Raw genomic sequence first — 24,064 nt, 5'->3', positions numbered from 1 at the left:
AGTCCGCTGCGGTTGAGGGGGCGCGTGTGGCGAGTTGAGAATCGATGCACGGAAATGGTTCCGGGGAGTTTTCCGAAGGTCATTTCCAGGCATTTGGTTCCGAACCGATCAGTTATAGCGGCTGATCGGGACCCGTCACGGAAAGGCGTGAGTATGCGTACTGTCTGTCGTGCCCTGATCGCGGGAAGCCTGAGCGTGCCGCTGCTGCTGGGGGCTTCGAGTGCGGCCATGGCGGCCGGTAACGACGGCTGGAGGTGGCATGACCACTGGGCCGTCCAGGACCAGTTCAACGCCACCTCCCAGAGCAACTTCGCGATCAACAGCGCCAGGCCGATCCAGGTCAACGTCGGTAGCGACGGCAACGTGCAGCCCACCCGCATCCACAACAACCAGTGGAACGACAACGGCACCCTGCAGGCACAATCCGCTAAGTGACCGGTCACTGGTCCGTGGGAGCACGCGGGGTGGTCACCGCTTCGAGCGGTGGCCACCCCGTTCCGCGTCCGGTGATCGGCCGGTCCGGCGCCGCCTAGACTGTCGACGCGCCCGGCACGACCTGTTGATCGAGAACGAGATGCGGAGTGTGCGAGCATGCGACAGCTTCGGTTGCCCGGTGGCGGCGACCTGCCGGTTCTGGGCCAAGGCACCTGGGGGATGGGCGAGCGGCGCTCGGACCGGACGACGGAGATCGAGGCCCTGCGCAGGGGGCTGGACCTGGGTGTCGGGCTGATCGACACCGCCGAGATGTACGGCAACGGCGGTGCCGAGGAGGTGGTCGGCGAGGCGATCGCCGGTCGCCGCGACGAGGTCTTCCTGGTCAGCAAGGTGTTTCCGCACAACGCGAGCAGGCGGGGTGCGGTCGAGGCGTGCGAGCGCAGCCTGCGACGGCTGAACACCGACCACATCGACCTGTACCTGCTGCACTGGCGTGGTGGCACGCCGCTGGCCGAGACGCTGGAGGCGTTCGAGCAGCTGCGCGCCGACGGCAGGATCGGCCGCTTCGGGGTCAGCAACTTCGACCCGGACGACATGCGCGAGCTGTGGGAGCACGAGCTCGGCAGGGAGTCGGTGACCGACCAGGTCCTGTACAACCTGACCCGCCGGGGTGTCGAGTACGACCTGCTGCCGTGGTGCGGCGAGCACGGGCTGGCGGTGATGGCCTACTCGCCGATCGAGCAGGGGCGCCTGCTCGGCGACTCGGTGCTCAAGCAGGTCGCGCAGCGGCACTCGGCCACGCCCGCGCAGGTCGCGATCGCCTGGGTGCTGGCCACCGAAGGGGTGTGCGCGATCCCGAAGGCGGCCACCGCCGAGCACGTCGAGCAGAACCACGCCGCGCTGGAGATCCGGCTGTCCGATGAGGACCTGGCCGATCTCGACGCGCGTTTCCCCGCGCCGGGGCGCGCGGTGCCGCTGGAAATCCTGTGACGTCGCGACCGCCGCGAGGCGCGGACCTCGCGGCGGTCGCCGGTCAGCGGCTCGCCAGCGCGCGACGCAGGAAATCCACCTGCAGCAGCAGGAGGTTCTCGGTCGTGCCCTCGTCGGTGGGCATGTGGCTGACACCGGGCAGCGGCAGCACGGTGTGCGGCCGGGCCGCGGCGGTGAGCGCGGCCGAGAACCGCAGCGAGTGCGCCAGCACCACGTTGTCGTCGACCGTGCCGTGCACCAGCAGCAGCGGGCGTTCGAGCGCGGCGGCGTCGCGCATCAGCGAGTTGGCCTCGTAGACCTCCGGGACGTCGTTCGGATCGCCGAGGTAGCGCTCGGTGTAGTGGGTGTCGTAGAGCCGCCAGTCGCAGACAGGCGCGCCCGCGATGGCGGCGTGGAACACCTCGGGCCTGCGCAGCACGGCCAGCGCCGCCAGGTAGCCGCCGAAGGACCAGCCCCGGATGGCGACGCGGTCCAGGTCCAGCTCGGGGCGCTGCCGCGCGGCGGCGTGCAGGGCGTCGACCTGGTCGTCCAGCGTCGGGCCCGCCAGGTCGCCCGCGATGGCCCGGTCCCAGTCCGGTCCGCGGCCGGTCATGCCGCGCCCGTCGGTCACCAGCACGGCGAAGCCCTGGTCGGCGAACCACTGCGAGGTCAGGTAGCCCTGCTGGCGGGCGAGCACGCGCTGCGCCTGGGGGCCGCCGTAGGGGTCGACCAGCACCGGCAGCTTGCCGCGTTCCTCGCGGTAGTCGCTGGGCAGCAGCAAGGCGCTGCGCAGCTCCCGGTCGCCGAGCCGCAGGAGCTCGACGTTGAGCGCCATGGCCGGGGACTGCGCACGGGAGTCGACCTCGGCGACCTCGCGGGTGCCGCGCAGCACGCGGAACCGGGTGCGAGGCTCGTCGAGGGAGCCGGTGGCAACGACCACGACCTCGCCGCAGCGGGTTGCGCTGTGCACGCCGGAGGACCGGGTGATCCGTTCGACGCCGTCCTCGGTCGCGCGGTAGACGTGGACCTCCGCCGGGTCGTCCTCCGATGCCGACAGCAGCACGTCCTCGCCCACGTCGAGCACCGCGCGGACCTGCAGCTCCGGAGGTGTCCACGGCCGGTCGCCGACAACGAGCCGGTACGCGCCGTCCTGGGCGCTGATCCGGACCAGTCGGCCGCTGGGATGCCACGCGGGCCAGCCGGGCTTGATCTCGACCCAGTGCTGATCGGTGTCACGGTGCACCTCGCTGGTCGCGCCGGTGGCCGGATCGACCGCCAGGACCAGCTGCGTGCGCTGGTCGCGGGACTGCACGGCGATGAGCGGCCTGCCGTGGGCCGACCAGTGCGCGGCGACCAGGTACGGCAGGGACGCGCGGTCCCAGTCGACGTCCACGCGCGAACCGTCGAGGCCCAGCACGGCCAGCGTCACGTCGGCGTTCGCGCAACCCGCGGCCGGATAGCGCATCGGTGTCGGCGGACGGGCCGGGTCGGCCGGATCGCCGAGGTACCAGTGCGCGACCGCGGACTCGTCCACTCGCGCGCTCAGCACCGCAGAGCCGTCCGGCGACCACCAGTAGCCGCGGTAGCGGTGCATCTCCTCGGCCGCGATGAACTCGGCCGCACCCCACCCGACGTCGTCACCGTCGGGCTCGGCCAGCGCGCGGTCACCGGTGCCGTCGGCGGCGATGACGCGCAGCGCGCCGCCGGAGAGGTAGGAGACCGTGCGGCCGTGCGGGTCGAGCCTGGGATCTGCCACTGGCTGCCGCGCGGGCAGCTCGCGCACGGTCCCCGCGGCGACGTCGGCGATGAACAGGCTCCCGGACAGTGCGAACACGGCATGGCTCGCGGTGCTGTCGGTGGCGTAGCCGGTGATGCCGGCACCGCGCTCCCGGAGCCGCTCCCGCCGCGCTTGCTCCTCGGGCGTCACGTGCTCGTCGGCCTGCAGCGAGGCCGGATCGGCGAGTACTCGCTCTTCACCCGTTGCGGTGACCAGTGCGTGCAGTGCGTTGCGCCGGTCGGTGCCGGTGGCGGACCGGAGGAACAGCACTGTCGCGCCGTCGCCGGACACGGTGAAATTCCTTGGCGCGCCGAGGGTGAAGCCCTGAGTCCGGGCGCTGCGGCGAGGAAACGACTGCTCTGACGGCATAGCGGCCAGCCTGCCAAACCCGGCTGCCCTCCGCTGCGGCAGGGCGTTGGGCGTCCCGGGTGCCCGATGTTGACAACCCCACCGTCACCGGCAAGAGTCAACCCACGGTGAACGAGTCATCACTGCGGGTGTGATCGGGAGGCGACCGGTGGCACGCTGGCGAGGGGCGGTGTCGGTGGTGCCGCTCCTGCTCGTGGCGACGATGACCACCGCGACGGCGGAAACGCGCGACCCCATGACGACCAACGCGACCTACTGCAACGACGCGTCGCTGCCCGGCGCGGACCCGTTCGTGCTGCACGACCGGGACAGCGGCGCCTACTTCGCCTACTCCACCGAGGGCGCCGACCCGGGCTACCACTTCGCCGTCTACCGCTCCCCGGACCTCGCGACGTGGGAGCGGTTGCCGGGCGGGGCGCTGGACGCCGGCGACGGCACCCAGTGGGGCCGGGACTGGTTCTGGGCGCCGGAGGTCTACCACAACGAGGACACCGGCAAGTACTTCCTGTTCTACTCCGCCAGGATGCGCGACGGCGTGGCCGAGCACTTCGAATACGCCGACTTCGAGGAGCCCAGCAAAGTCGGCGTCGCGGTCGCCGACTCGCCCGCGGGCCCGTTCCGCAACATCGTGGACCATCCGATCGACTACTTCCCGTACGACCCGGACTACCACGACGTCAACCTCATCATGGACCACACCCAGAAGAAGCCGCCCGCGACGCTCGAGGAGGGCATGACGGCGCCGCTGGGCACCTACCTGCCGTTCATCGACCCGAACGTCTTCTTCGACGGCGACCGCATCTACCTGTACTTCTCCCGCAACGCCTACCGGAACTGGGTGTGGGACCACGATCTCGGAAAGTACGTCGAGGAGAGCAACATCTACGCGGTCGAGCTGACCGCGGACTGGTGGCACGACCCGGCGGGCGCCACCATGCCCGAGATCCACCCGAGCTACCGCGACGCCAACGGCTCCCCCGGCGATCCGCCGCTGGTGCGCAAGGACGGCTTCACCCCGGTGCTCAACTACGGCGGCGACCCGCAGCCGTGGGAGAACGCGCACGTCAACGACTACGCCGAGTCCGGAGGGGAGAAGAAGGACCGCCGGTGGGCCGAGGGATCGACGACCATCAAGCGCTACACCGAGGACGGATCGCCGGTCTACTTCATGACCTACTCCGCCAACAACTACGCCAACGCGTACTACGGAGTCGGGTACGCGGTGGCCGAGCACCCGCTGGGGCCGTGGAAGAAGAGCGACGCGAACCCGGTGCTGGAGCAGGACGAGCAGAAGAGCATGTATTCGACCGGGCACGGCAGCGTCATCGCGTCGCCCGACGGCTCGCAGCTCTACTACGTCCACCACGGCAGGCCCACCACCGACACCGGCCGCAGGCTCTACACCGAACGGATGCACCTCGACGCAGGCTCGGCGTCGCTGGGCATCGAGCAGTCGACCGCCGACGAGCCGATTCCCGCCGGTGTGGCGCCGTACTCGCTGACCAGCGACGTCGGCCTGGTCGACCTCGGCCCCGGGAGCGCGCGGGTCGGCTGGCGGGTGGCGACCGCGTCAAGCGCGGCGATGGGATTGGGCAACGCGCTCAACCGCGTCACGGCTACCGTCGAACCGCCCACGGCCGCAACGGTCGAGAAGTCCGAGAACCACGCAGTCCTCCGACCAGGGCCGGGAGTGCCCGAGATCGCCGCGTTGACGTTGCACTACCAGCGCCGTACTGCGGCGGGCAGCTACTTCGGCGTCGACAACCTGGACGGAGAGCGCAGGACCCCGGTCGCGGTGGCCGTTCCCGTGACGTCGTGCACGCGCACGCTGACCGGGGCGCAGGACTCGATCGACGTTTCCGAAGGCGTGCTGTGCCTGCGTGACGCGACGGTGTCCGGGACGGTGCGCGTGCGCGCAGGCGCGGCGCTGGTCGCACTCGACTCCACTGTGGACGGAGAAGTCGACGTGCGTGGTGCACTCGGGGTGTGGCTGTCGGGCGTCGAGATCGCCGGACAGCTGCGGGTCGACGGCGTGTCCGGACGGGTGCGCGTGCAGGACGGTCGGGTGTCGGGACCGGTGCGCCTGCAGGGGAACCGGAGCGCGAGCCCCATCGTGGTAGCGGGCAACGTCTTCGAGGATTCCCTGACGTGCCGCGCGAACTCTCCAGCTCCCAGCAACGAGGGCAGGCCGAACGAGGTGCGCGGCGCGGCCCAGGGGCAGTGCGCGCGGCTGTGACCCTGCGCGCGGCGTAGTGGCTGTTCGCTGACGCTGCACGCTCACGGATTCCAGCCGTCTGATCAGCGGAAACAGCCTCTCTGGCCGATGCAGGAATGCGCTACCGGATCGGCGGCGAATTCTCCTGCCCGGGTGACGCGTCGGCGTGTCGGGCGGGGGGTGCTTTCGGCGGCGCTCCTAGGGTCGATTCGACCGAAAACCCGTTCCCAGCGCGGATCGGGCTTCCCGCCGAGCCTGGATGAGAGCCGGACCATGTACCTCTCCGTAGTGATCCCGTGCTTCAACGAGGAACGCGCGCTGCCGCGGCTGCACGACGCACTCGCCGCTGTCCTGTCCGAGGTGGGCAGGGAATGCGAAGTCATCCTCGTCGACGACGGCAGCACCGACGGGACGCTGATCGAGGCACGGCGGCTGGCCTTCGCCGACCGCCGGGTCCGCTACCTGGCGCTGAGCCGCAACTTCGGCAAGGAGGCCGCGGTGCTCGCCGGACTCCGCGACGCCCGCGGGGAGCGCGTCGCGATCATGGATGCCGACCTCCAGCACCCACCCGAGCTGCTCAGCAGGATGCTGGCGCTGATGGACTCCGGCTGCGACCAGGTCGTGGCCCGCCGGAGCAGGGAAGGCGATCCGCTGCTGCGCTCGCTGCTCTCCCGCATGTACTACCGAGCGCTCAACGCGCTCACCGACATCGGTGTTCAGGACGGTGCGGGCGATTTCCGCGTGCTGTCGCGCCGGGCGGTCGACGCGGTGCTCTCGCTGGACGAGCGCAACCGGTTCTCCAAGGGACTGTTCGGGTGGATCGGGTTCGACACGGCCACCGTGCCGTTCCGCGGCGTCCCGCGCTCGATCGGCCGGTCGAAGTGGTCGTTGGGCAAGCTGGTCAACTACGGCATCGACGGGCTGGTGTCGTTCAACAGCAAGCCGTTGCGGCTGTCGGTCTACCTAGGCCTGCTCGTCGCGGTGCTGGCCGGTTGCTACATGGCTTTCGTGGTCGTGCACACGCTGGTCAACGGGGTGCGGGTACCGGGCTACACGACGCTTCTGGTCGCGGTCGCCGGCCTGGGCGGTCTGCACCTGCTGTTCCTCGGCGTGCTCGGCGAGTACCTCGGGCGGATCTACGTCGAGACCAAGCGCCGTCCGCACTTCCTGGTGAAGGAGTCGGGTGGCGGGCTGGCGCCGACGCACGCACAACGACTGGAGTCGTTGTCCAGGGCGGGCTGACTGCCGCGTTGTTCTGTCGATTTCTACTTCTGGGGGAATGGTGTGGGGAGACGCTGCGCGTTCGACGCTCGTGGGTTCGGGCTTCGTGCGCTTCGCCGCGGTGGGCGTGGCGAACACGGCGGTGCATTGCGCCGCCTACCTCGCGAGCTGGGTCGTGCTGCCCTACGTCGTGGCGCACGTGGTCGCGACGGTGACGGCGATGCTGTGCTCGTACGTGCTGAACTGCCGGTTCACCTTCGGCGTCGTGCCCCGAGCGCGCACGCTGCTGCTGTACCCGCTGTCGAACGTGCCCACGATCGCGCTCAGCGCGGGTGTCGTCGCGGTGCTGGTCGGCGTTTTCGGTGTCGGACCGGTGGTGGCCCCGGTCCTGGGCGGTCTGCTGGTGCTGCCGGTCACCTTCCTGCTGAGCAAACGCGCGCTCACATGCGCTCCCACGCCCGCGGCGGCCGCCTCCCTGACGTGGCGTGCTCGCTTCCACGCGAGGAAGCCGGAAATCCGGGCGGCTGTCGCGGTGGCCGCGCTGGTGGCTGTGCTCGCCCAGATACCGGCTCTGGTCAACCCGTCCTTCTACTTCTGGGACGACAGCGCGGCGCAGTTCCTGCCCATGTGGCACCGGCTGGGCGAGCGGCTGCTGGCCGGCGAGTGGCCGCTGCTGCTGGACGCCGATGCCTGGATGGGCGGGAACCTCGCGGCGGAGGCCCTGTTCGGTGTCTGGAACCCGCTGCATCTGCTCGACTACCTCCTGGTCGTCGCGATCGGTGACCTCGCGGTGGCCGCGACCGCGATCAAGACGCAGTTCCTGGTCGTCCTCGGTGTCGGCGTCCACGCCCTGTGCCGCGGCTACGGTGCCTCGCGCGCCGCCGCCTCCGTGCTCGCCACGGCACTGCCGGTATCCGGGTTCGTCCTGTACTTCCAAGCGTCGAGCTGGGCGGCCGGGCTCATGGGGTTCGCGTGGGTCCCGTGGGTGTGGTGGTCGCTGCGCCGGATGGCTGACGGCCGGGCCGCGCCGTGGGTGGTGTGGGTGTTCTGCTTCCTGTGCGTCTCGGCAGGAGATCCGTACGGCGTTCTCGCGATGTGCGCGATTTTCGGTGCTGTGCTGGTCGAAACCGCGCTTGCCGGCAAACCGGTCGCGCGACTGGCCGGGGTGGGCGCGGCTGCCGCGCTCACGCTGCCGCTGGTCTTCCTGCCGTTGGTGATGACCGGCCCGGTGACCTGGCGTTCCGGCCTGGAGCTGTTCAACGTCGGCCAGCTCGTGCCGGACATCGCCGACCTGCTCAACGCCAGCATGCCCGGCTTCGCCCCGCAGATCCTGTCGTTCGGCTCCTTCCGGATGACCGTGCCCGCCACCTACCTGGCGTGGTTCGTCGTGCCGCTGCTGCCGTGGCTGAACTGGCGGGCGGCGCTGGCGCACCGGCGGCGGTGCTGCGCCGCGCTCGTGCTCGCGGGTTTCTACGCGCTGCTGTGCCTCGGACCGTCCAACGCATGGCTGTTCCGGTGGCCGTTGCGGCACGTCGCGGTGCTGTGGCTGGCGGTGTCGGTGCTGTTCGCCGTAGCGCTCTCGCACGGCCTTCGCACCGACCGGCTGCGTGTTCGCCTCACGTGCACGGCGGCAGCGTTGGCGGGGTCGGCCTACCTGTCTTTCGCGGCTTGGCCGTCGCAGTCGCTCAAGCACCTGGCGTCCCTGGTGGTGATCTGCGGTCTGCTCGTGGTGGTTCTGGCTTCGCGGACGAGCGCCTCGCGTGCGGTGGTGATCCACCTCGGCACCGCCTGCGCACTGGTCATGCAGATGTGGTGGTTCCCCGCCAATCGCGACGTGGCCACCTACAACTTCCCCACGGACGTCGACCGGGTGCGCGCCGAGTTCGCCGACGTGCGTGGTGGCACCCTCTTCCAAATCGCCGACCGGAACGCGATCAGCGGTGAGGACGTCGAATCCGGACGCGCATGGCGGCGGCTGCTGTTCGGCCACATGCACGCCGTCGCGGAGGTACCAAGCCTGGTCTCCTACACCGGTATCGGCTACGAGCCACTGCACCGTCGGTTGTGCTTGAGCTACTACGGTTCCGCGTGCGCGGAGGCGTACCGACGGCTGTGGAAAGCCGACGAGACCGGTGCGGTGCTGGCCGACCAGCTCAGGCTCGACCGGGTGGTCGTGCAGCGCAAGCTGATCGACGATCCGGAACCTCCCCCGGGATGGCAGGTTTCCGAGCGGGCACCAGACGTGGTCGTCCTGCGGAGGCAAGGATCGCTGCCGTGGCGCGAGGGCAGATTGAGCGTCGCACACGGCGTCACCGTGAGCGGGAGCGTTCAGGATGGTCAGCGCGCTGAGACGGTCAGATTCCGCGCCGCACGCAGCAGTGGCGCTGAGCTGGTTTTCGCGCGCCTCGCCTGGCCCGGCTATTCCGCCACTGTGGACGGTGTGCCTACCGCTGTGCGCTCGACGTCCGCGGGGCTGCTGAAAGTCGTGCTACCGCGGGGAGCCGAGGCGGGAACGCTGCGAGTCACCTGGCAGCCGCCATGGTTCGGACTCCAGGCCGTGCTCGCCGCGCTCGGCGCAGCGCTGGCAGTCGTGCTGTCCACGCGGACGCGAAGGGCGGAGCCGTGCTGACCGCGCGGGCAGCGCTCGTTCTTTGCTTGGTGGTGGTAGCGATGTTCGGCTTGCCCGCGGGAGCGCGCGCCGTGCCACCGGTGCGAAGTCACGTGCAGGTCGTCGCCCATCCCGACGACGACATCCTGTTCATGAACCCCGACCTGCGCGCGGCGATCCGTTCGGGCGCCTCGGTCACCACCATCTACCTCACGGCGGGTGAGAGCGATGTGGTCCCGGCCGAGCCCTACGCCGCACGGCGGCAGGCAGGCACGCGGGCGGCGTACGCCTCGATGGCGGGCGTGCCCGACGAATGGAACCGCACCGAGCTCGCGCTGTCGCCGCAGCGGTCGGTCGAGGTGCACTCCCCGAGAGCGCTGCCGTCGGTTCGACTGGTGTGGGTCAACCTGCCGGACGACAACGACCCACGCGCGCAGGGTGGCAAGCACGCGCTGAGTCGGCTGTGGCAGGACGAGCGTGCCGTTGTCCACACGCTGGTGCCGACGGGGTCACCGGTGCGGGGGCCATCGACCTACGACCGCGGTGCACTCATAGCCGTGCTCGCGCAGCTGTACGCGCGGTTCAGACCCACCGTGCTTCGCACCCAGGACCCGCAGCCGGACGCCAGGTACCAGTCGCAGTGGCCGGGCCACAACCATCCGGACCACATCGCCACGGCGCATTTCGCCGGAGCGGCGCTGCGGCGCCACGACCCGGGCGGCATGGCGGTCCACGTCCTGAACTACCGCGACTACAACATCGCGGACGCACCGGCGAACCTTCCGGCGCGCGTCGTGGCCGAGAAGCGCCGGGACTTCGCCGCCTACGCGGCGCACGATCCGGTGGTCAGCATGGGCGATCCCTACGCGACGTGGTTGCGCAGCATGCGTCCGCGCTGGGGCCGGTCGGGCTCGTGGACCGCCATCGACCGTGCGGGGCGACCGGTGTGGGCGCACGTGCGAGGTGGTCGGTTGTTCCTCGGCGAGCGAGAGCTGAGCACTCGAGGATTCGTCCCGGCAGCGGGCTCGCCCGCAATGGCCACCGACGGCTCTGGCCGGCTCGTGCTGGTCGTGCAGGCGGAGACGTCCGGGCGGGTGCTGCTGAGGCGGGAGGACGATTCCGAGCGATGGCAGGACGGATGGGTCGACCTCGGAGCGCCATCGGTGTTCCAGGGAGTGACCCATGTCGGTCCGCCCGCGGTGGTCGTGGCACCGGACGGCGCGATCGTCGTCGCTGTGAAGAACGGCCGGGGTCGGGTGAGCGTCCGTAGCGACCGGTCGATCACGTGGAGCGACATCGGCGGCGCTGAAGTGGCCGACGAAGTCTCGGTGGTCGTGGACAGTTCCGGGATCACCCACGTCTTCGCGTTGGAAGGCACGCGGTTGCTGCACTGGCGCGGCACTCCCGGAGGCCGGTTCGAGGCCGTGGCGACGACACCGCACGGTCAGCGCCCGGCGGGGCGGATTGCCGTCGCACGCGGGTATGTCGCGTTCCGCGAGGCCGATACGGGACGCGTTGTGGTGCTTGCCGAGCACGCGGGCTGGGGTGCCGTGGCTTCGCTGGAGGCGGCCGCGGTGTCCGAACCTTCGTTGGCCACCATCGGAGATCACTTGGTCGTCGCGGTGCGCGGTTCTTCCGGTGGCACAACGGTGTTCACCATCGAGAGCGGGCGGGTGCGCAGCGATGTCCTCGCGGGGCACACCATTGACGGCCCCGCGTTCACGCCGGACGGCAGGTACCTGGTGACCGTGACGGACGAGCCCTGGACGGCGATCCGCCCGCGCCCCTGGGGGAAGAGGCGCGGGCGGAAGGTTCGAGGTTCAGCGGGTGGCCGTGGCACTGACCTCCTGCAGGCTCTTGCCCTCCCTGATCGCCACTTCGGCGTCCTTGGGGATCTTGAGCTGGGTGGTCAGCAGCGCGGCGACCACGTAGAGCCCGGCGAAGATCAGCGTCACCCCGGCGGCCCCGGCCACCGGGAAGAACAGGCTCGCGATGGCCGGCCCGACGAACGTCGCGCCACCGGCACCGAGGTTCAGCAGCGCCATCGCGCCACCCTTGTTGGTCGGTGCCATCGACGGTATGAGCGCCGAGATCGGGACGAAGCCCGCCAGCGTCGCGCCGTACAGCATACCGACCAGAACCGCTGCCCAGTAGTAGTCCGGGCCCAGCCACACCGGGATGAAGTACAAGAGCGCCACGCTGATCGCACATCCGACGCCACCGAAGCTCGCGATCGTCCGGCGCCAGCCGATCTTGTCACCGACCACACCGAAGATCAGGTTGCACACGATGTTGGTGCCGTAGATGATCGCCAGCAGTTGCAGCCACTTGCTCTCGCCGAAGCCCAGGCCGTCGGAGAAGATGCGTGGCAGGAACACCAGCATCCCGAACTCGGGTGCGGTGTTGATGATCCGCACGATGCATCCGACGAACACCCGCGGGTGGGTCCAGATCACCGAGACGCTGCTGCCGAGGCTCTCGCTCAGCGTGACTTCCTGCGGGATCAGCCGGCCGTAGCCGGTGCGCTCCTTGACCCCGAAGAACGCGAACACGCCGCCGAGGCCGATCAGCACCAGCGCCGACCACAGGGTGCCGAGCTGACCGAGGTAGGGCGTGGTCATGCTCGCCCACAGCGAACCCAGCGTCGGCAGACCGCCGGTGAAGGCGAAGTAGAACCAGCCGACGGCCGCGCCCAGGCGCGCGCTCGGAGCGGTGGAGGTGATCCACACCAGGAAACCGAAGGCGAACAGCGGATAGCCGAAGCCGCGGATGCCGTAGAACACCAGCATGAGCACGTAGTTCTGCGTGCCGAGTGCGAAAACCAGGTACAGGACGTCGAAGACGACCCAGATCACGAAACCGACGATCATCACCCGGCGCGGGCCCCACACGTCGGAGAGCGCACCGGAGAACCACGACGCGATCATCACCGCGACGCCGTAGACGGTGATCACGTAGCCCGCGTGCACGTCGCTGCCCGCGCCGTGGTCGGCCATGTACGGCGAGATGAAGCCGGACTCGACGCCGTCGCCGATCATGAACAGGAGCACGCCGATGTAGCCGTAGACCAGTGCTTTCGGCAGGCCCCATCTGTCGAGCAGGGACCCGGATCCCGCAGGAGTGGCTGTGGTCACGCCAAACCTCCACGTTGAGGTGCTGATGCGAGTCACGCGCGCCCGCCACCAGGCCGCCGCCGGAACCGGGGTAGAGGTGGCCACCGGTAACCGGGGAGCCGTCGTCGGGGGACGCCGACCTCGCTAACGTCGCGCACCATACTCATACGGCGAGCTAGATTTATCAATAGAAGTGTTAAACCCCGTCGTCCCGACTGTGGATGTAGGACACCGCGACGTGGAAACGGCCGCTTCAGGCGTAGGCCCCGCGGGGGGGACACCTGGGCCGGGAAGGGCGCGGGGTTTCCGACTGGCGCTGCGGAGCTGATCCAGTCGCGGTGCTTGCCGGGCGTCGGACGCGCGTTGCTCAGTGGACGCCGGTTCTGCGGTGCTCGGTAAGTGTCGGACGTGCGGTGCCGACTGGACGTCGGGAGTGCCGTGCTTGCGGGAACCGGGCGTCCGGCACACAGCGGGTGTGCGGTGTGCACCGGGCGTGCGGCCCGCGCCGGGCGTCGGACAACCCGTTCCTGAGGGACCGCGGGCGCGTCGCTTGTGCAGTGTTCGGGGCATCGGGCTCGCGGCGCTCACTGGGCGTCGGGGGCGGAGCTGTCGCGAGACGCCGCCGGTGGAGAGAGTCAGCCCCGCAGTGCTGCCCCGGTGCTAAGCCCGCGGTGCCGCCGCCTCCGGAGTCGCGGCTCCCGGCTCCCGGCGAGGGCCAGCATCGCGGTACGCGGTCCGGGGCGGGAGCCAACTCGGCTGCGGGGCTGGCGAGCCGGGCTGCCAGCAGTGGTCAGGTCAGGGCGGCCTGGCGTACGTCGGTGTGCTCGCGCATGGCTTCCACCAGCTCCGGGTCGAACTCGCCGGCGAGCAGGACGTGGTCGAAGGCACTGACGGGGGCGAAGCGGTGCAGGGCCGCGCGGCCGACCTTGCTGGCGTCCATCATCAGCACCCGGGTGCTGGCGCTCTCCAGCATCGCGCGCTTGACCAGCACGATCTCTTGCTCCTGGTGGTAGGTCATCTGGGCGTTCATCGCCGAGGTCGACAGGAACACGATGTCCACCGAGAAGCTGCTGACCATCTCCTGGCAGGGCAGCCCGACGTAGGAATCGTGGGTGCGGGAGTACTCGCCGCCCAGGCCGATCAGCCTGATGTCGGGCACCTCGCGCAGCGCCTCCTGCACCTGGCGGTAGTTGCTGACCACGGTCAGCGGGCCGACGTCGGGCAGCAGCCGGGCCAGAGCGAGCGCGGTGGTCGAGTCGTCGATCATGACCGACATCCCCGGCGCCACCATGCGTAGCCCCTCGGCCGCGAGCGCCTCCTTCTCCCGGGTGTGGGTGTGCAGTCTGAAGTCCGAGCTGCTCTCGAACACCGTCGACGGCTGGGCCGAGACCCCGCCGTGGAACTTGCGCAGCAGGCCGCGCGTGACCAGGTCGTCGAGGTCGCGGTGCACCGTCATCAGGCTGACCCCGGTCAGGTTCGACAGCTCCGCGGCGCTGGCGAAACCGTTGGAGACCACGTGGTCGACGATCTTCTGCTGCCGCAGGAGTCGGGGGGACTGCTTCTTCGGTGCGGACGACATGGGGCCATCTTGCCTGTTCCAGCGGTGCGTGGTAATCCTCGGGCCGCAATCCGGGCGAACTATCACATGGGTAGTGACACTTAACTCGTCAAATGTTAATTTGGCGGCACCAGTGGATTGCGGGAGGTTGAGGCATGACGCAGCCCGAGGCGGGCGCGCGCAGCGCGGTCGTGTTCGACATGGACGGCGTTCTCGTCGAGAGCGAACATCTGTGGGAGCGGATGTGGACCGCGTTCGCGGCGGACCGGGGCAAGACCTGGACCGCCGAGCAGACCCGGCAGGTGCAGGGCATGAGCGCTCCGGAGTGGTCGGCCTTCCTGGCCGCCTTCAGCGAGGCCGAGGAGACGGCGGCCCAGACCGAGAAGGCCGTGGTCGACGGCATGATCGCCGCGCTCGACCGCGGCGAGATCGAACTGCTTCCCGGATCGCTGCGGATGGTCACCGAGACCGCCGCCCGGGCGCCGATCGCGCTGGCCTCCTCCGCGCCGCGCAGGCTGATCGACGCCGTCCTCGACCGCCACGGGCTGACCGAGCACTTCAGCGCCACGGTCTCCAGCGCGGAGGTGCCTCGTGGCAAGCCCAGCCCGGACGTCTACCTCGCCGCGGCCGAGAAGCTCGGCCACCCGGCCGAGCAGTGCCTCGCGGTCGAGGACTCCAGCAACGGGTTGCGGGCGGCGGCCGCTGCTGGGATGACGGTGGTGGCCATCCCCAACTCCGACTACCCGCCCGCCGAGGACGCGCTGGCCGCGGCCGGCTACGTGGCCGCCGACCTCGACGACGTGCGCGAGCGGCTGCTCGCCTCGCTGCCCACGCCGGTCCGCGGCTGAAGTCGTCCGCACGCAAAGACGCTGCCGCGTCCACCTGACAAAGGAGTCCCCATGACCAGCGTTCTCGCCGCGGGCGACCACTTCGTCGCTCCCGAGGTGTTCGTCGAGGCCCTGCGCGACCGCGCGGGCGAACACGAGCTGGAGTTCAGCACGCTGAAGCTGCCGTGGCCGGTGGAGCCGTTCGGGCCCGTCGGCAACGTCAAGGAAGCCAGCGGCACCGAGGAGCAGCTGCTGGAGTCGCTGTCCGGCGTGCAGATCGCCGCCACCCAGATGGCGCCGTTCACCGCCGACGTGCTGGCCAAGAGCCCCGACCTGCGGTTCGTCGGCGTCTGCCGGGGCGGCCCGGTCAATGTGGACCTGCAGGCCGCCACCGAGGCAGGCGTGGTGGTCAGCTACGCGCCCGGGCGCAACGCCGCCGCGGCGGCGGAGTTCGCGGTCGGCCTCGTCCTGGCCGCGCTGCGCCGCATCCCCGCCTCCGACGCCGAGCTCAAGTCGGGCAACTGGCGCGGGGACTACTACGCCTACGAGAACGCGGGCATCGAGCTGGAAGGCTCCACGGTCGGTCTGGTCGGCTACGGCGCGATCGGTCGGATCGTGGCCCGGGTGCTGGCGGCGTTCGGCGCGCACGTCCTGGTCGCCGACCCGTTCGTCAAGCCCGAGGACGCCACCGCTGACGGTGTCGAACTGGTCGAGCTGGAGGAGCTGCTGCGGCGCAGTTCGGTCGTCAGCCTCCACGCCCGGCTCACCCCCGAGACCCACCACCTGCTCAACGCCGACAACCTCGCGCTGCTGCCCGAAGGTGCGGTGCTGGTCAACTCCGCCCGCGGTGGCCTGCTCGACTACGCGCCGCTGCCCGGGCTGCTCAAGTCCGGCAGGCTCGGCGCGCTGGCGGTCGACGTCTACGACATCGAACCGCCGCCGCGCGACTGGCCGCTGTTCGACGCGCCCAACGTGATCACCACTCCGCACCTGGCAGGCGCCACCCGGCAGACCGCGCACCGCGCCGCCGACATCGTCGCCGGCGAGGTCGCCCGGTTCCTGGCCGGCGAGCGGCCCCGCTTCGTGGCCAACCCGGAGGTGCTGGACCGGATCGAAGGCCTGCGGCCATGATTCTCGGAGTCGATGTCGGCACGTCGGTGACGAAGGCGTCGCTGCTGGGCCGGGACGGCACGGCGACGGTCACCCACGGTGTGCGCAGCACGCTGCGCAGGCTGCCCGGCGGTCGGGTCGAGCAGGACCTCGACGAGGTCCTGGAGACGGTGCTCAGCGTCGTGCGCTCGGTGGCGGCCGAGGCCGACGAGCCGATCGAGGCCCTGGCCATCACCGGACAGGGTGACGGGCTGTGGTTGCGGGACCGGGAGGGCCACCAGGTCGGCCCGGCCATTTCATGGCTGGACGCGCGCGCGTCCAGCGTGCTGGACCGCTGGCACGAGACCGGCGTGCTGCGGCGTGTGCACGAACTGACCGGAGCGGGCATGTTCCCCGGCTCGGCGGGGCCGCTGCTGGCGCACCTGGCCGAGCACGACCCCGAGCGGCTGGAGCGCGCCGAGGTCGCCGGCTACTGCGTGGACGCGATCATCCAGCGGCTCACCGGCGAGATCACCGTGGACGCCTCCGACGCGTCGCTGCCGTTCCTCGACGTGCCCACCCGCACGTACTCGGCGGAGGCGCTGGCGGCCTGCGGGCTGGAGTCGCACCGCAGGTTGCTGGCCGAGCCCGCTCCGCCAGGCAAGCTGTTCGGGCTCGACGGCAGCATGGCCCGGCAGCTCGGACTGCCTTCCGGTCTGCCGGTCTCGGCCGGTCCGTTCGACCTGCCGGCCTGCGCGCTGGGCGCCGGGATCGACGAGGTCGGTGACGGCACCCTGGTGATCGGCACGACGCTGGGCTGCCAGGTGCTGCGCGACGAGGTCGGCCTCGTCCCCGGTGCCGAGATCGCGGGCATGTGGCTGGCCACGCCCCGCGCTGACCGGTTCCTGCGGGTGATGCCCGCGATGGTCGGTACCGCCAACCTGGACTGGGTGCTGGCCATGGTCGGTGCCGACGTCGGTGAGTTGGAGACGTTGCTGGGCAACAGCGAACCCGGTGCCGGTGGGGTGTCGGCCCTGTCGTTCCTGTCCAGCTCCGGCGAGCGCGCGCCGTTCGTCGAGCCGCGGGCACGGGGCCAGTTCACCGGGCTGTCGCTGGAAACCCGGCCGGCCGACCTGGTGCGGGCGATGTGCGAGGCGGTCGCCTACGCCGCCCGGCACAACCTTGAAGCTGCGGGGCTGACCGGCACGGTCTCAGCGTGCGGTGGCGGCGCGCAGTCGGCCGCGTGGAGCCAGATCTTCGCCGATGTGCTTGGCAGGCCGCTGCACGTGCCGCACGAGCAGTGCGTCGGGGGCCGCGGTGCGGCCATGACCGCGTGGGACTCGCTGGGCGAACCCGTGGACCGCGTCCAGTGGGCCGCGGACCGGCACGTCGTGCAGCCGCACCCCCGCGCGGTCGAGTTCTACGAGCGCGGCTACCGCGACTACCTGGCCGCCATCGACCGGGCCCGGCCGGGCTGGCAGGCGACCGCGAAGGGCCGGCAGGCAACCCCGAAGGAGGCTGGCGAATGACTCGCCTGTACGACGATCCCGCGTCGTTCACCGAAGACATGGTGGCCGGTTTCGTGGCCGCCCACCCTCGTTACGTCCGGCCGGTGCCCGGTGGCGTGGTGCGCTCGCGGCGCGGTCGCCAGGGCAAGGTCGCCGTGGTCACCGGCGGCGGCTCGGGGCACTACCCGGCGTTCTGCGGCGTGGTCGGCCCCGGTTTCGCCGATGGTGCGGTCATCGGCAACATCTTCACCTCCCCGTCGTCGGAGGACGCCTACTCGGTGGGCCGCGCCGCCGACAGCGGTGGCGGCGTCGTGTTCTCGTTCGGCAACTACGCCGGGGACAACATGCACTTCGGCTTGGCCGTGGAGCGGTTGGAGCGGGCGGGGATCCGGGCGCACAACGTCGTCGTCACCGACGATGTCGCCAGCGCCCCCGTGGAGGAGCGCTCGAAGCGGCGCGGTGTGGTCGGCGACTTCGTGGTCTTCAAGGTCGCCTCCGCGGCGGCCGAGGAAGGCTACGACTTCGACGAGGTCGTGCGCGTCGCCGAGCACGCCAACGACCGCACCCGCAGCCTCGGCGTGGCCTTCGACGGCTGCACCCTGCCGGGCCAGGACGAGGCGCTGTTCCACGTCCCGGACGGCAAGATGGGGCTCGGGCTGGGCATCCACGGCGAACCGGGTGTGTCCGAACGGGACATGCCCTCGGCCTCGGAGCTGGCGAAGATCCTCGTCGACGGCGTGCTCGCGGAAGCGCCGGAAGGCGCCACTCCGCGGGTCACCGCGATCCTCAACGGGCTCGGCGCGACCAAGTACGAGGAGCTGTTCGTCGTGTGGGGCACCGTGTCGCGGCTGCTCGCGGAGGCCGGAGTCGAGGTCGTCGAACCCGAGGTCGGTGAGCTGGTGACCAGCCTGGACATGGCCGGCTGCTCGCTGACGCTGACCTGGCTGGACCCGGAGCTCGAGCGGCTCTGGAGCGCACCGGCCGACACACCCGCCTACCGCAAGGGCAACGCGGTCACGGTGTCGGAGCCCGAGAGCACCGAGGTCGTCGAGTCCGCGCCGATCGACGAGCCGATCGTGGTCGTCGCCCCGGCGGAGGGCCAAGCGACCGCCGCGACCGTGGTCCGCGCGCTGCACTCGGTGGCCGACGCGCTGCGCGACGCCGAGGACGAGCTCGGGCGGCTCGACGCGATCGCGGGGGACGGCGATCACGGCCGCGGTATGACCAAGGGCAGCGCCGCCGCGGTGGAGGCCGCCGACGCGGTCCTCGCCCAGGGCGTCGGCCCCGCAGCGGTGCTGGTGGCCGCGGGCGACGCGTGGGCGGCCAAGGCCGGCGGCACCTCCGGTGCGCTGTGGGGTGCGGCGTTGCGGTCCTTCGGCGACCTGCTGCCGGACGACCGTCCCGCGACCGCCGAGGACCTGGCGGCCGGAGCCGCCGCCGCGCTCGGTGCGGTGCAGCGGCTCGGCCGCGCCGAGGTGGGGGACAAGACGCTGGTGGACGCGCTGATCCCGTTCGTTGACGCGCTCAAGGACGCGGTCGCCGACGGCTCGCGCGGTCGCGACGCGTGGCAGCAGGCGGCCCAGGAAGCGACCCGGGCCGCCGAACGGACCGCGGAGCTCACCCCGCGCACGGGCCGGGCCAGGCCACTGGCCGAGCGCAGCGTCGGGACCCCCGACCCCGGCGCCACTTCGCTGGCACTCGCCCTCAGTGAGATCGCCGGTGTGCTCACCGGTGAAGGCGTGCACTGACGTGACAGGTGCGGCGGGATTTCGAAACCGCCGCACCGGCGCCGGATCGGACGGCTCCGGCGCGCTGTCGCGTCGAGAAGGGCGACCGCACCGTGCCGGCGGGTCGGTGGCGGGTTGGCGCGGCTGAGCGGGCTCGTCACGTCGAGCCGATCGGACGGGACCTTCACACGTGACGTGCGGCTGGGCTGCTTTCCGTTGACCGGCAGCGGAACCAGGACACAGGACAAGACGTGATACGAGGACTGCGAGCATGACTGATCAGACTCCCTGGAGGATCGTCGTCGGTTCCGACGACGCCGGACTGGCGTACAAGGACGCGCTGAAGAAGGACTTGGAGAACGACGAGCGGGTCGCCGAGGTGGTCGACGTCGGGGTCGGTTCCGATGAGCACACCGCGTACCCGCACGTCGCCGTGAACGCCGCGCGGATGGTCGCCGAGGGCAAGGCCGATCGGGCGCTGCTGGTGTGCGGGACCGGGCTCGGAGTGGCCATCAGCGCGAACAAGGTTCCCGGCATTCGCGCCGTGACCGCGCACGACAGCTACTCGGTGCAACGCTCGGTGCTGAGCAACAACGCCCAGGTATTGTGCTTCGGTGAGCGGGTGATCGGTCTCGAACTCGCCCGGACGCTGGCCTCGCAGTGGTTGGACCACCGCTTCGACGAGACCTCGGCCTCGGCGGAGAAGGTCGCCGCGATCGGTTCGTACGAGTCCACATCGGACTCATCAGGAGTGGCGTGTTGAACGAGTTCGACGCCCAGCGCCGGGAAGTCATCGACATCGCCCGGAGGATGACCGCCGACGGCCTCGTCGTCGGCACGTCGGGCAACGTGTCGGTCCGCTGCGGTGACCTCGTCGCGGTGACGCCATCGGGCGTCGACTACGACGACCTCGTCGTGGACGGCATCCCGCTGGTGGACCTCGACGGCACCGTGGTGTCGGGCTCGCTGAGCCCGACCTCGGAGCTGCCGATGCACCTCACCGCCTACCGGGAGCACGACGCCCAGGCCGTGGTGCACACCCATTCCCTGTACGCGACGGCGCTCTCCCTGCTGCGCGACGACGTGCCCGCGGTGCACTACCAGCTCGCCGACTTCGGCGGCAGCGTCGTGGTGGCGGACTACGCGACGTTCGGCAGCGACCGGTTGGCCGAGACGATGTCGGAGGCGCTCGAGGGCCGTGCCGGCTGCATCCTGCGCAACCACGGCACGGTCACGATCGGCAAGACCCTGGCGCAGGCCTACAACCGGGCGCGGCAACTGGAGTGGCTGTGCCAGCTCTGGTTGACCGCGGCGCAGGTGGGCACGCCGAGGTTGCTGGACGACGCCGAACTCGCCAGCGCGGCCAAGCGGTTCTCGACCTACGGGCAGTCCTCCCGCTGACGGTGGCGTGCCGCGCGGTGCGGCATCCCGATGTCGATCGGGATGCCGGTTTTCGAAGGTGCCTGGCGGAAACCGGAGGTTGTTGTCCGCCAGGCATCGTTGCATTCCTACTAGGGATGTGAGTTCTTCCGTGCTCGGGTAGTGACCTGCGGAGCGCGTCGGGGAAGTGTTTCGTCGTGGTAGGAGCGTTGTCTCGGGCATGGCGAAACTCCAGTTAGGACGTTGGGGTGGGAATTCCCTGCTGTGGAAGCGAAATGTGGCGAACTGATGAGTCGTGGAGGTGGTCATGAATCCACGATGCCGCGTCGAACGCCTGTTTGTCATCGCTTGATCAGGTGAAGCACGGCGCCAGCCGAGCCGGCGTCGGGACGGCCGCGGCGAACGGTCGCGCGAACGTGTGAAGCGGCGCACTTTACAGCCACGTCATCGCAGGCCAACCCGCCGAAATACGCGGTCCCCATGATGGGGCGCATGACTCCCACCGAGAACTCGCACGGAACCGACCCCGGCTCGGCCAGGCGTGGCAGGGGGGACTGGACGCGCGAACTGGTCGAGCTCGCGGCGCTTTTCCTTGCGGCAGGCACGGCGCACCTGTTCGTCGCCGGCATGCAAAGCCACTCCAGCGGCTCCTACGCGCTGATCGCTTTGAGCGGTCTGATCGTCCTCGCGGTCGTGGGGCGCCGGTTGTGGAAGCACCGACGGCGTTCCGTCGAAGCACCACCGGCACCCGCCGACGGGGCCGACTTCGACGACGTCCAAGACCGCTCGCGCAGGCTGTGGCGGCTGCGCGCGTCGGTCACCGACAGCCCGGGACGGCTGGCGCGACTGGCCGCCGGGCTGGCCGCGCTCGGCGGCAACATCCGCACGGTGCACGTACATCCCACGGTCGACGGCGCGGTCGACGAGGTCCTGTTGCACGTCCCTGCCAGGGTCACCGAGGCCGAGCTGATCGCGGCGGTCGCCGGGGCCGGCGGGCGGGACGCGACGGCGACGCAGGCTGACGTCCGCGAGCTCGACGACGTGCCCACACGCACGCTGAACCTGGCCAAGGACCTGGTCAACGGCAGGTCCGAGCTGGTCAGGGTGCTTCGCGGTGTGCTCGGTGACATCGGAGTCCAGTGGCAGGAGGACGCCCTCGCGCCCGGTGCGGAGGGACTGGGCGGGACGACGATCCGGCTGGCCGCACCCGGCGGGGGAACGCTCGTGCTGGAGCGCTCCGGCAGCTCCTTCACGCCCGCCGAGTACGCGCGGGCGCGGGCGATGGCCGAGCTGGCGGAGGACTGCCGCGGGCGGATGCGTCGCGACACCCAGCAGGTCGGCGTCAACGGCGCCGAGCTGACGTTGCGGGTGGCCGACCAGGACGATCTGCCGATGGTGTCGGAGTTCCACGAGCGGTGCTCCGCCGCCGCCCGGTACCGCCGCTACTTCAGCCCGGGGCCGTCCGGGGAGAAGGGGTTGCAGCGGCTGCTCACCCCGGCGCTTGGCCGGGCGGTGCTGGCGCTGGCGCCCACGGGGGAAGTCGTCGCGATGGGCAACCTGATGTACGACGGCGACATCGGGGAGATCGCGCTGCTGGTGCGCGACGACTGGCAGCGCAGGGGCGTCGGGTCGGTGCTCGCGGCCCGGCTCGTCGAGGAGGCGCAGGCGCTTGGTATCGCCACGCTCAGCGCGCACACGCACGTGGACAACACCGCCATCGCCAGGACGCTGCGCAAGGCCGGGCTCAAGCTCGTCGGCGCGCCCGAGCCGGGCGAATGGTGCTGGATGAAGGCGACCGCCCCGGCCGTCGCCTAGGACGTGTTTCGGAGGTGGCTTGCGTAGTGGGTCGCTTGGCGGAACCTCAGTCGCTTTCTCGCTCCGGGATCTTCGACTGACGTATGTCCAACGCGGCGTCGAAGTCGTCCTCGCGAGGAGACGGGCGGGTGGTCGGGCTGAGTCCCACACCGCAAGCGGCGCCGCCGTTTGTAAAACAGAGCCAAGCCGACGGCCTGCGGGCTGTGCCGGGGCCGACCTCCTGGCCCGGCGCTGCTCAGGACGCCGCGGCGACCTGCTTCTTCTTGGGTGAGACGCGCATCGTGATGTCGGCCGAGACCACGAGGGTGCCGGAGGTGTCGAGGATCCGCACCGGCACGACCCAGTCGCGGGCGGTGTCGCCGGCGTCCGGCAGCGGGTCGAGCTCGGCAACGGCGCGCAGGTCGGTGGCCGCCTTGGCGATGTAGCTGACGCTCATGCCGGTCGGGATCCAGCGGTGCGTGGTGGGGATGCTGGCGTCGGTCATGACGCCCGCCGCGACCTCGGCCATGTTGCACGCCGCGATGGCGTGGAAGGTGCCGATGTGGTTGTGCACGCGCCTGCGGTTGGCGGCGCGGACTTCGCAGAAGCCGGGGCGCAGCTCGGTGATGTGCGGCCGGATCGTGCGGAAGTAGGGGGCCCGCAGGCACACGCCCCAGGAGAAGATCCGGGTGCCCAGCGGCAGCTTGGTCGTCTTCTGCCACAGCGCCAGTGTCTTTCCAGTGGAGGCCATCGCCGGATTCCTCGTCTCGCGGGGCGGCGTCGGCCGCCCAGGGTGTTACCGGTGGGTAACTTACGCTCGCGGGCGCATGCGGGTCAACCGCGGGAGCCCTCCGGCGCCGCTGCCGGGCGTGGTGGCGGCGAGGGATGGGCTCTGGCAGCGCGCGGGACGGGGTGCCACGATGTCCGGATGGATGAGGACGTCATCCCGATCCTGCGGGTTGAAGAGGTCGACGTGGCCCTGAAGTGGTACGAGCTGCTGGGGTTCACCGCCCAGTGGGAGCACCGGTTCGAGCCCGGCCTGCCGGCCTTCGTCGAGATCGCGCGCGGGGACGTGCGGATCTTCCTCTCCGAGCACGAGGGCGACGCGCAACCCGACACGCTGGTCTACCTGCGGGTACGCGACGTCGACGCGATCGCCGCCGAGTTCGGCATGACGCCGGAGGACGCGCCGTGGGCGCGGGAGATCGAGCTGCGCGATCCCGACGGCAACCGGCTGCGGATCGGGACGCCGGTGGGCTGAGCCCGGGCGGCGACCGCTCGGGACTCCCGCGGCCGGTGGTCCGGTGAGGCGTAGGCGCCCACACGGCTGGAAGCGGTTCAGCGCCCCGCGACCGGCGGCAGAAGGGAAGCGACCCCGCGACCAGAGCAGAGGGGAAGCGACTCACCGCCGAGCGGCCAGCGGTCCGGTGCCGGGAGGCCCGCGCGCCCAGCGGTCCGGACCCGGGCGGTCGCG

The 24,064-nt window shown here is 70.7% G+C and carries 17 protein-coding genes and 1 pseudogene; 14 read left to right on the top strand and 4 right to left on the bottom strand.

Features of this window, described 5'->3' with window-relative positions; genetic code table 11:
- Window positions 1-195: 195 nt before the first annotated feature.
- Both SACE_RS25220 and SACE_RS25215 read left to right on the top strand, forming a co-directional pair.
- Window positions 196-435: a hypothetical protein gene (locus SACE_RS25220; protein ID WP_009942387.1), complete on the top strand. Its 240-nt coding sequence runs from the start codon at window positions 196-198 to the stop codon at window positions 433-435.
- Window positions 436-591: 156 nt separating this feature from the next.
- Entirely contained in the window at window positions 592-1,425 is an 834-nt protein-coding gene (locus SACE_RS25215) for an aldo/keto reductase (protein ID WP_011874642.1), read from the top strand.
- 43 nt (window positions 1,426-1,468) lie between these two features.
- Here the strand turns inward: SACE_RS25215 and SACE_RS25210 are convergent, their stop codons facing one another.
- Window positions 1,469-3,550 carry a S9 family peptidase gene (locus SACE_RS25210; RefSeq protein ID WP_029621362.1) on the bottom strand — a complete coding sequence of 694 codons (2,082 nt, stop codon included), beginning with the start codon at window positions 3,548-3,550 and terminating at the stop codon, window positions 1,469-1,471.
- Window positions 3,551-3,698: 148 nt separating this feature from the next.
- On the opposite strand from SACE_RS25210, the gene SACE_RS25205 reads away from it, so the two are divergent.
- The 4 genes and pseudogenes from SACE_RS25205 to SACE_RS40295 all read left to right on the top strand — a co-directional run.
- Window positions 3,699-5,786 (top strand): glycoside hydrolase family 43 protein, encoded by a 2,088-nt coding sequence (locus SACE_RS25205; RefSeq protein WP_231849777.1) that lies wholly within the window; start codon window positions 3,699-3,701, stop codon window positions 5,784-5,786.
- Between the two features lie 252 nt (window positions 5,787-6,038).
- A complete protein-coding gene (locus SACE_RS25200; protein ID WP_009942392.1) occupies window positions 6,039-7,007 on the top strand; it encodes a glycosyltransferase family 2 protein in 969 nt (322 codons plus the stop codon).
- A 37-nt stretch (window positions 7,008-7,044) separates the two neighbouring features.
- Window positions 7,045-9,615 (top strand): GtrA family protein, encoded by a 2,571-nt coding sequence (locus tag SACE_RS25195; RefSeq protein WP_009942393.1) that lies wholly within the window; start codon window positions 7,045-7,047, stop codon window positions 9,613-9,615.
- A pseudogene (locus SACE_RS40295) lies at window positions 9,525-10,280 on the top strand (PIG-L family deacetylase); the annotation flags it as partial. The gene SACE_RS25195 and the pseudogene SACE_RS40295, both read left to right, overlap by 91 nt.
- A 1,134-nt stretch (window positions 10,281-11,414) precedes the next feature.
- On the opposite strand, the gene SACE_RS25190 reads toward SACE_RS40295, so the two are convergent.
- Together SACE_RS25190 and SACE_RS25185 are read right to left on the bottom strand one after the other, a co-directional pair.
- Entirely contained in the window at window positions 11,415-12,728 is a 1,314-nt protein-coding gene (locus SACE_RS25190; protein ID WP_009942395.1) for an MFS transporter, read from the bottom strand.
- A 769-nt stretch (window positions 12,729-13,497) separates the two neighbouring features.
- The gene (locus SACE_RS25185) at window positions 13,498-14,286 is read right to left on the bottom strand and encodes a DeoR/GlpR family DNA-binding transcription regulator (RefSeq protein WP_009942396.1); all 789 of its coding nucleotides are present in this window, start codon (window positions 14,284-14,286) and stop codon (window positions 13,498-13,500) included.
- A 134-nt stretch (window positions 14,287-14,420) separates the two neighbouring features.
- Between SACE_RS25185 and SACE_RS25180 the strand changes: the two genes are divergently transcribed.
- The 7 genes from SACE_RS25180 (at window position 14,421) to SACE_RS25150 (ending at window position 22,611) form a co-directional block, all read left to right on the top strand.
- Window positions 14,421-15,113: an HAD family hydrolase gene (locus SACE_RS25180; RefSeq protein ID WP_009942397.1), complete on the top strand. Its 693-nt coding sequence runs from the start codon at window positions 14,421-14,423 to the stop codon at window positions 15,111-15,113.
- 51 nt (window positions 15,114-15,164) lie between these two features.
- Window positions 15,165-16,223 (top strand): 2-hydroxyacid dehydrogenase, encoded by a 1,059-nt coding sequence (locus SACE_RS25175; RefSeq protein ID WP_009942398.1) that lies wholly within the window; start codon window positions 15,165-15,167, stop codon window positions 16,221-16,223.
- Window positions 16,220-17,710 (top strand): FGGY-family carbohydrate kinase, encoded by a 1,491-nt coding sequence (locus SACE_RS25170; RefSeq protein WP_009942399.1) that lies wholly within the window; start codon window positions 16,220-16,222, stop codon window positions 17,708-17,710. The genes SACE_RS25175 and SACE_RS25170 overlap by 4 nt, the downstream gene beginning before the upstream one ends.
- The gene (locus SACE_RS25165; protein WP_009942400.1) at window positions 17,707-19,437 is read left to right on the top strand and encodes a dihydroxyacetone kinase family protein; all 1,731 of its coding nucleotides are present in this window, start codon (window positions 17,707-17,709) and stop codon (window positions 19,435-19,437) included. Before SACE_RS25170 ends, SACE_RS25165 begins: the two co-directional genes overlap by 4 nt.
- Before the next feature lie 250 nt (window positions 19,438-19,687).
- The gene (locus SACE_RS25160; RefSeq protein ID WP_009942401.1) at window positions 19,688-20,179 is read left to right on the top strand and encodes a ribose-5-phosphate isomerase; all 492 of its coding nucleotides are present in this window, start codon (window positions 19,688-19,690) and stop codon (window positions 20,177-20,179) included.
- Window positions 20,176-20,817 carry a class II aldolase/adducin family protein gene (locus SACE_RS25155; RefSeq protein ID WP_009942402.1) on the top strand — a complete coding sequence of 214 codons (642 nt, stop codon included), beginning with the start codon at window positions 20,176-20,178 and terminating at the stop codon, window positions 20,815-20,817. Before SACE_RS25160 ends, SACE_RS25155 begins: the two co-directional genes overlap by 4 nt.
- A 471-nt stretch (window positions 20,818-21,288) precedes the next feature.
- Window positions 21,289-22,611 (top strand): GNAT family N-acetyltransferase, encoded by a 1,323-nt coding sequence (locus SACE_RS25150; RefSeq protein ID WP_009942403.1) that lies wholly within the window; start codon window positions 21,289-21,291, stop codon window positions 22,609-22,611.
- Window positions 22,612-22,846: 235 nt separating this feature from the next.
- Here SACE_RS25150 and SACE_RS25145 read toward each other — a convergent pair whose 3' ends face one another.
- On the bottom strand, window positions 22,847-23,341 hold the full coding sequence (locus SACE_RS25145) for a hotdog fold domain-containing protein (RefSeq protein WP_009942404.1): 495 nt from the start codon (window positions 23,339-23,341) through the stop codon (window positions 22,847-22,849).
- Window positions 23,342-23,518: 177 nt separating this feature from the next.
- On the opposite strand from SACE_RS25145, the gene SACE_RS25140 reads away from it, so the two are divergent.
- A complete protein-coding gene (locus SACE_RS25140; protein WP_009942405.1) occupies window positions 23,519-23,851 on the top strand; it encodes a glyoxalase superfamily protein in 333 nt (110 codons plus the stop codon).
- The last annotated feature ends 213 nt before the right edge of the window (window positions 23,852-24,064 follow it).

The sequence above is a fragment of the Saccharopolyspora erythraea NRRL 2338 genome (assembly GCF_000062885.1).
Classification (GTDB): Bacteria; Actinomycetota; Actinomycetes; order Mycobacteriales; family Pseudonocardiaceae; genus Saccharopolyspora_D; species Saccharopolyspora_D erythraea.
The sequence above is the reverse complement of the archived record's forward strand: the minus strand, read 5'-3'. Positions and strand labels throughout refer to the sequence as shown.